The following is a 4,542-nucleotide window of genomic DNA, read 5'->3' as shown; positions in this document are numbered from 1 at the left end:
CTATCCATCCCTATTCAGGGTCATGGACAGGCTCGCCGTATGCCTGTAACAAGGAATGCACCATTCTCCTTGGTGTTTTCAGCAATCCGGAAAGAAAATTACCAATACGTTTTTAGAGGAAAGGTAGCTAAAAAGGGCGAGATCGCGTGCGGTCGGGGGTGGTTAAGTGGTGTGGTGGTGTGCGGATCGTGATGCGATGATGGTTTCGGCTACGGCCCAGTCGAGGGGTGTGTCGAGGTCGATGCTTCGTTCGGCGGGTACTTCTACGGGGAGGCGTCGGGTCATGCGTCCGATTTCGGTGGTGCGGAGTGAGTGGGGGTTGATGATGTAGACTGATCCGGAGAATTCCCATGCGGGTGGTGCTTCCTGGCGCCGGACGATGCATCCGTTGCCTTTGGATATGTGGAGAAATCCGTCGTTGTCGGTTTCGTAGCAGTTGTAGTAGGGGTTGGTGGCTGCGGGCCGTACGGTGGTGACCATGTCGATGTCGGGGGTGTATCGGTCGATGCATCGAAGTATGTCGTCGGCTGTGCGCAGTGGTGATGTGGGCTGCAGCAGGCATATTTTTTTGTAGGGTATGCCGTGTGTGTCGGCCCAGTCCATGGCGTGGAGGAGTGCGTCGCGTGTGGGTGCGTTGTCGGTGGCGAGTTCGGGCGGGCGCATGTAGTTTACGGGTAGTCCGGCGGTGCGGGCTGTGATGGCAATCTGTTCGGAGTCGGTGGAGAGGATTATGTGGGTGTCGGGGAACAGTTGCCGGGCGAGGTCGACGGTGTAGAGTATGAGTGGTTTTCCGGCGAGTGGGCGGATGTTTTTGCCGGGGATGCCTTTGCTGCCTCCGCGGGCGGGGATTATGACGAGTGTGTCGGTGATCATATGTTATTGGATATGTGGGATTCTGGTGTCAGCGGATGGTCATGGCTATGAGCCATGCGGTGTAGGCTATGTAGAGGGCGGCCATGAGTATGCCTTCGGGCCGGGTGATTGTGCGGACGCGGTAGATGCGTGCGAAGATCCAGAAGAGGAGTGAGGCGCCGCAGAGTGCGAGGAGGTCGACGTTGCCGATGGATCCGAATGGCAGTGGGCGGATGACGGCTGCTGTGCCGAGGATGAAGAATGCGTTGAATATGCATGATCCGATGACGTTGCCGATGGCGAGTCCGGGCCGGCCTTTGATTGCGGCGACGATTGATGCGGCGAGTTCGGGGAGCGATGTTCCCATGGCCACGATGGTGAGTCCGATGAGGGCGTCGCTGACTCCGAGCGCTGCGGCTATTCCTGAGGCTCCTGCTACGAACCGGTCGCCTCCGGCTATGAGTCCGGCGAGTCCGGCGATGACGAGCAGTGAGGCTTTGGCCATCGGGATCTGTGGTTTTTGTGCGGCGGCATCGGCGGCGGGGTCGTCCTGTGGCTGTCGGATTGATCTGGCTTGTGCGAATGTGTAGCGCATGAAGATGGCGAAGAAGAGCAGGAGCATTATTCCGTCGACGCGTGTGAGCACGGATGAGGATGTCGCGTCGAGCGTGGCGGAGTTGCCCATGGCGAGGAGTGCCAGGGATGAGAGGAGCACGAGTGGGAGTTCGTTGGTCATCACTGAGCGGTCGACGGCAATGGGGCGTATTATGGCTGTGACTCCGATGATGACGAGTATGTTGAAGAGGTTGGATCCGACGACGTTGCCTATTGCGAGTCCGGCCGATCCGTTGATGGCCGACATGACCGAGATGACGAGTTCGGGTGCTGATGTGCCGAAGGCTACCACGGTAAGTCCGACGATGAGGTCGGAGATGCCGAATCGGCGGGCAATGGCTGCGGAGCCGTCGGTGAGCCAGTTGGCGCCGAAAAGTATGAGCGCCAGGCCGATGATGAGATATACGATGTCAAGTATCATAGTGTCCGGAAAGGAATATTAAATTCAATCGCTGCTTATTTGTCGGCAAATATAGAGAATTATTAGTAATTTTGGGGTGTGAAAATCTATTTTTTGCTCATATTGATGGCTGTGGCTGTGTCTGAGTGCTTTGGCTCGACTCCGGCTGCTCTGCGTGGTCTGCGTCTTGAGGCTTCGGTGGAGGCGACGGCCGGCAGCGGTGAGTTTGCTCCGCTGTATATGGCTTCTAACCGCCGTGGCACGCTGTCGTCGGCCGACAATGTAGTGCTGTCGGCCGGAGCGGTGCGTCCGATGGAGTGTGACCGCCGTCTGAGCTATGGCTATGGCGTGGAGCTGTGGGGCGGATATTCGTCGGCGGTGGGTTACGGCCGCTACGATGTGTCGACTGAAAGCTGGGGCATGAACCGTCGCAGGCCGCCGGCTTTGTGGCTTCAGCAGCTGTATGGTGAGGTGAAATGGCGTTCGCTGACGGCGTCGGCCGGAATGAAGCATGAGGGCTCGCCGATAGTCGACGACCGGCTGTCGGGGGGCGACATGATACGCTCGGCCAATGCCAGGCCGATTCCGGGTGTGCGTGCCGGATTTACGGGTTTTCAGCCGGTTCCTCTGACTTCGGGTTGGCTTGAGATCTCGGGGGAGCTGGAATATGGCCGGTTTGCCGACGATGGCTGGTGGCGCGATCATTCGGCGCTCTACAACGGGCATGTGGCGCAGGGTGAGTGGATGGTCTACCGCCGGATGCATTTGCGCACAGATCCCGGGCGGCCGCTGACGGTGACGTTGGGTGTGCAGTGCGCGTCGCAGATAGGGGGGACTACGACGTATTACCGCGACGGTGAGATAGCTAAAGTGGAACACCGCGGCCATAAGGTGGCCGATTTCATAAAGATACTTGCTCCGGTGGAGAAGGGTGCTGAGGATTATGTGCTCGGCAATACTCTCGGCACGTGGGATCTGAAGGCTACCGCTGTCGTGCGCGGAGGGTGGTCGCTGTCGGGCTATTTCCAGTGGATCTGGGAGGATGGCTCGGGCATGGCGAAGCTCAACGGCTGGGACGGCCTGTGGGGAATAGAGCTGAAAGCTCCGTCGGCTGCTGCCATAGTGAGCGGCGTTGTGGTGGAGTATCTTGATCTGACTAATCAGAGCGGTCCGATACACTGGGCTCCGGGCGATCATCCGTCGACCTCGATCACGAGCGAGGCCACCGGTGCCGACGACTATTACAACAACGCGTATTACAACGCATACGCCTATTACGGCATGGGTATGGGTCGCGCCACGGTGATGAGTCCGCTGTACAATACTGACGGCTATATGTCGTATATCGGCAATCGTACACGCGGGATCCATGTCGGTGTCGAGGGGCGGATAGGGCGTGTGGGCTACCGTGTTCTCGCCGGATGGCGCAAGGCCTACGGCAACGGATATGAGGCGATGATTCCAGCCCGTCGGTCGACTTCGCTGATGGCCGAGGCGTCGATGCCCCTGCGGAGTGTGCCCGGAGTGAGGATCGGCGTGCAGGGCGCGATAGACCGCGGCCGGCTTCCGGCCAATGCTTCGGCAGCTGCAGTAAGTCTTACCTATAGCGGATTATGGCGATGAGATACCTGTCGGTGATATTATCGGTCGTGGCGCTGACGATGCTGTCGGCGGGATGTACGCGCAACAACGGCGACATAGGGCCGTGGTTCGGCACCTGGCAGGTGACCCGTATCGATGTCGACGGTGTGCCGGCAGCCGATTACCGCGGCAACGTGGTGATGAAATTCCAGAGCCACGTGATGGAGAGCCGTGCTCAGAGCGACAATCATTCTTATAGCGCCTACTGGTGTACGTGGAGCGAGAGCGACGGGTCGCTGCGGCTGGAAATCACTCCGGGCGATGACGCGAGCGGCTATGTCGCCGAGCTGATGATTCCGTGGACGCCTGTGAATATGCTGCGGATAGTGAACCAGACCGGCAAAACCGCCTGTCTGAGCCGTCGCTCTGACGAGGGGACGGAATATGTCTATTATCTGAAGAAACTTTACTGACACTCAAACATACTCTCTCCGACCAAGGTTATTAAATCAAACGCAAGCGATATGAATAGAAACGACAACGGACATACAAGGGTGCTCGTCACCGGCGCCGACGGCTTCATCGGCTCGCATCTGACCCAGCTTCTTCTCGACGAAGGTTACAGTGTCAGAGCATTGAGCCTGTACAACTCATTCGGTGTCAACGGCTGGCTTGAGGACGTAGCGGCCAGCGAGCGTCTGGAGATTGTGAGCGGCGATGTCCGTGATCCGGCGTTCTGCCGCATGATATCGCGTGATGTCGACACGATATTCCATCTGGCCGCCCTGATAGCCATACCTTACAGCTATGTGGCTCCCGACAGCTATGTGGACACGAACATACGCGGCACTCTCAACATGCTTCAGGCCGCACGCGACTGCGGAGTGAGGCGCATTATAGTGACCTCCACCTCGGAGGTGTACGGTACGGCTATAGAGGTGCCGATCACGGAGCATCATCCGCGTCAGCCCCAGTCGCCTTATTCGGCCACGAAGATCGGTGCCGACGCACTCGCGCTGAGCTTCTACAACGCGTTTTCGACTCCGGTGGTGATAGCCCGCCCGTTCAATACCTACGGTCCGCGTCAGAGCGCC

General features: G+C 58.6%; 5 protein-coding genes. 3 read left to right on the top strand and 2 right to left on the bottom strand.

The window, feature by feature from the left end; translation table 11 throughout:
* Positions 1–162: 162 nt before the first annotated feature.
* Positions 163–873 carry an acylneuraminate cytidylyltransferase family protein gene (locus C5O24_RS10975; RefSeq protein WP_107036921.1) on the bottom strand — a complete coding sequence of 237 codons (711 nt, stop codon included), beginning with the start codon at positions 871–873 and terminating at the stop codon, positions 163–165.
* A gap of 28 nt (positions 874–901) precedes the next feature.
* Complete coding sequence (locus tag C5O24_RS10970) at positions 902–1,885, bottom strand: calcium/sodium antiporter (protein ID WP_107681823.1); 984 nt, start codon at positions 1,883–1,885, stop codon at positions 902–904.
* A gap of 81 nt (positions 1,886–1,966) precedes the next feature.
* On the opposite strand from C5O24_RS10970, the gene C5O24_RS10965 reads away from it, so the two are divergent.
* The 3 genes from C5O24_RS10965 to C5O24_RS10955 all read left to right on the top strand — a co-directional run.
* Positions 1,967–3,490, top strand: a complete 1,524-nt coding sequence (locus C5O24_RS10965) for a capsule assembly Wzi family protein (RefSeq protein ID WP_133165547.1) — start codon at positions 1,967–1,969, stop codon at positions 3,488–3,490.
* On the top strand, positions 3,481–3,921 hold the full coding sequence (locus C5O24_RS10960) for a lipocalin-like domain-containing protein (RefSeq protein WP_107036919.1): 441 nt from the start codon (positions 3,481–3,483) through the stop codon (positions 3,919–3,921). Before C5O24_RS10965 ends, C5O24_RS10960 begins: the two co-directional genes overlap by 10 nt.
* Before the next feature lie 51 nt (positions 3,922–3,972).
* The coding region (locus C5O24_RS10955) for an SDR family NAD(P)-dependent oxidoreductase (protein WP_133165546.1) at positions 3,973–4,542 on the top strand (570 nt) is incomplete at its 3' end.

It is taken from the genome of Paramuribaculum intestinale, from assembly GCF_003024925.1.
Lineage (GTDB): Bacteria > Bacteroidota > Bacteroidia > Bacteroidales > Muribaculaceae > Paramuribaculum > Paramuribaculum intestinale.
Note: the sequence above shows the minus strand (reverse complement) of the source record. Positions and strands in the feature narration are given on the sequence as shown.

Coding starts and splice junctions, on each gene's coding strand:
- C5O24_RS10975 (WP_107036921.1), bottom strand. CDS start 873: ATGATCACCGACACACTCGTCATAATCCCCGCCCGCGGAGGCAGCAAA.
- C5O24_RS10960 (WP_107036919.1), top strand. CDS start 3,481: ATGGCGATGAGATACCTGTCGGTGATATTATCGGTCGTGGCGCTGACG.